Source organism: Acidovorax sp. KPB24-07 (assembly GCF_057543315.1).
Map to the genome: position 1 here is coordinate 1 of NZ_BAAJYS010000522.1, position 1,958 is coordinate 1,958.

Annotated in this window: 3 protein-coding genes; all 3 read right to left on the minus strand. The window is 71.2% G+C overall.

Features of this window, described 5'->3' with window-relative positions; genetic code table 11:
- On the minus strand, positions 1–584 hold a 584-nt coding region (locus AC27IQ_RS23380), incomplete at its 3' end, for an MFS transporter (RefSeq protein WP_487090981.1).
- Positions 585–631: 47 nt separating this feature from the next.
- Complete coding sequence (locus AC27IQ_RS23385) at positions 632–1,237, minus strand: hypothetical protein (protein WP_317356643.1); 606 nt, start codon at positions 1,235–1,237, stop codon at positions 632–634.
- A gap of 101 nt (positions 1,238–1,338) precedes the next feature.
- A partial coding sequence (locus tag AC27IQ_RS23390) for an amidase family protein (RefSeq protein ID WP_487090982.1) occupies positions 1,339–1,958 on the minus strand: 620 nt, incomplete at its 5' end.

Consider the following 1,958-nt stretch of genomic DNA (forward strand, 5'->3'; position numbering starts at 1 on the left):
ACCTTCCAGAAGATCAGCAGCCACGCCAGCGCGGCCAGGCCCGCCAGCACGCCGAACCCCCAGCGCCACGACGCGTGCTGCACCAGCCAGGCCAGCGGCGTGCCCGTGAACAGCATGCCCAGGCCGCCGACGCCCATGGCCACGCCCGACACCACTGCGAACCGCTGGGCCGGAAAATGCCGCGCGATGAACACGGTGCACACCAAAAAGGCCGGGGCGCAGCCCACGCCGATCAGCGCCTGCCCGAGCAGCACCAGTCCGTAGCCCGGCGCCAGCGCCGAGAGCAGCGCGCCCGCGATGGCCAGCGGAAACGCCGCCAGCAGCGTGCGCCGCACGCCGTACAGGTCGATCCCGATGCCCATGAACAGCTGCATGGTGCCGAAGGCGAATGCGAAGGCCCCGGCGAAGGCGCCCAGCGCCGCGGCCGACAGCCCGAACTCCGCCCGCAGGCCCGTGGCGATGATCGCCGTGATGGTGCGAAACGCCTGGCTCAGCGCAAAGCCCGACACCAGCGCCAGCAGCATGCCCCAGGCCGCGCGCGGCGCGAGGGCGGCGGGTGGCGGTACGGCAGGCGCGGTCGGCATGGGCGATGGCGGGGTGGGGTGGGGTGGGGTGTGGACGATGAGGGCGGTCAGCCGTTGACCAGCGCCAGATAGGCCTTGCGCGTCTCCGGCGACACCGAGGCCACGAGCTGGTCGTAAGGCGTCTGGTGCCGCGCCATCATGCGGGCCGAGGCGATGGTCTTCGATTTGCAGAACCAGTGGCAGGTGTGCTGCATCAGGAACAGCTCGGCCGACAGGGTGAAGGCCTTGTCGCGCGCATCGCGGCCGGCTTCGTTGCGCACCGCGCGGTCGATGCCCTGGGCATGCACCAGCAGGGCCTTGCGCATGTCGAACGCGGCCGATGGAAACAGCTGGTGGGCGAACGGCAGGCTGATCGCGATGCGGCTCACGCGGGTCAGCGCCGGGTCCAGGCGCGAGAACTCGGCCGTGAAGCGGTTGAACTGCTCAGTCAGCTGCGATTCGGTGGTGGTCAACAGGCTCCAGATCTGGTCGCGCCGCTGCGGCTCGCTCTCGCCCAGGGCGCGCAGGTAGCCCTCGGTGAGGTTCTCCATCAGCTTCTCGATCTGGTAGTTGGCCAAGTGGCGCGCCAGCAGCGCGATGCGCCGGCGCTGCTGGCGGGCGTTGAGGGCGTAGGTGCCGGTGGCGATCAGGATCGCCAGAAGAAAGGTGTCCATGTGCGGGGTCGGGCCGTGGTGTCGGAAAACGGGGGTGAAGGAAAGCAGGGCAGGCGTTGAAAGGAACATGGGCCTGAAAGGCGCGCCCGCGGGCGCACCCGTCAGGCCCCGGGGGGCTGGGGCCAGGGGCGTTGCGGCCCGCGGATCTGCTCGAAGGCATGGGCGACCTGCAGCACGCCCAGGTCGTCGAAGCGGGGCCCGGCGATCTGAAGCCCGATCGGCAGGCCCGCCGCCGTGTACCCGCAGTTCACCGAGGCGGCGGGCTGCTCGGACATGTTGAACGGCACGGTGAAGCCGATGTGCTCCAGCGGGCGCAGCGGGTCGTCAGTGGGCGAGGGCAGCTCGGCCGCGAAGGCGGGCATGGGCGCGACGGGCGAGAGCACGTAGTCGAACGCGCTGCAGGCCTGCACCGTGGCCACGCGCGTCGCGTGGAACTGCTGGCTGGCGTGGAACACTTCGATGCCCGACAGGCCCGCGGCGCTGTCGGCCCAGGCACGGATGTAGGGCAGCACGCGGGCGCGCCGCTCCTCGGGCAGGGTCTGCAGGTCGGTGTAGGAGCGCATGCGCCAGAAATGGTCCATGCCATCGAGCATGCCCGGCGTCATGAAGGGCGCCATGGGCTCCACCCGGGCACCGGCCGCCTCGAACCAGCGCGCGGCCTGCTCGACGGCGGCGCGCACCTCGGGGTCCACCGGCAGGCCGCAGCCGGCATCCAGCAGCA

Coding starts and splice junctions, on each gene's coding strand:
- AC27IQ_RS23385 (WP_317356643.1), bottom strand. CDS start 1,237: ATGGACACCTTTCTTCTGGCGATCCTGATCGCCACCGGCACCTACGCC.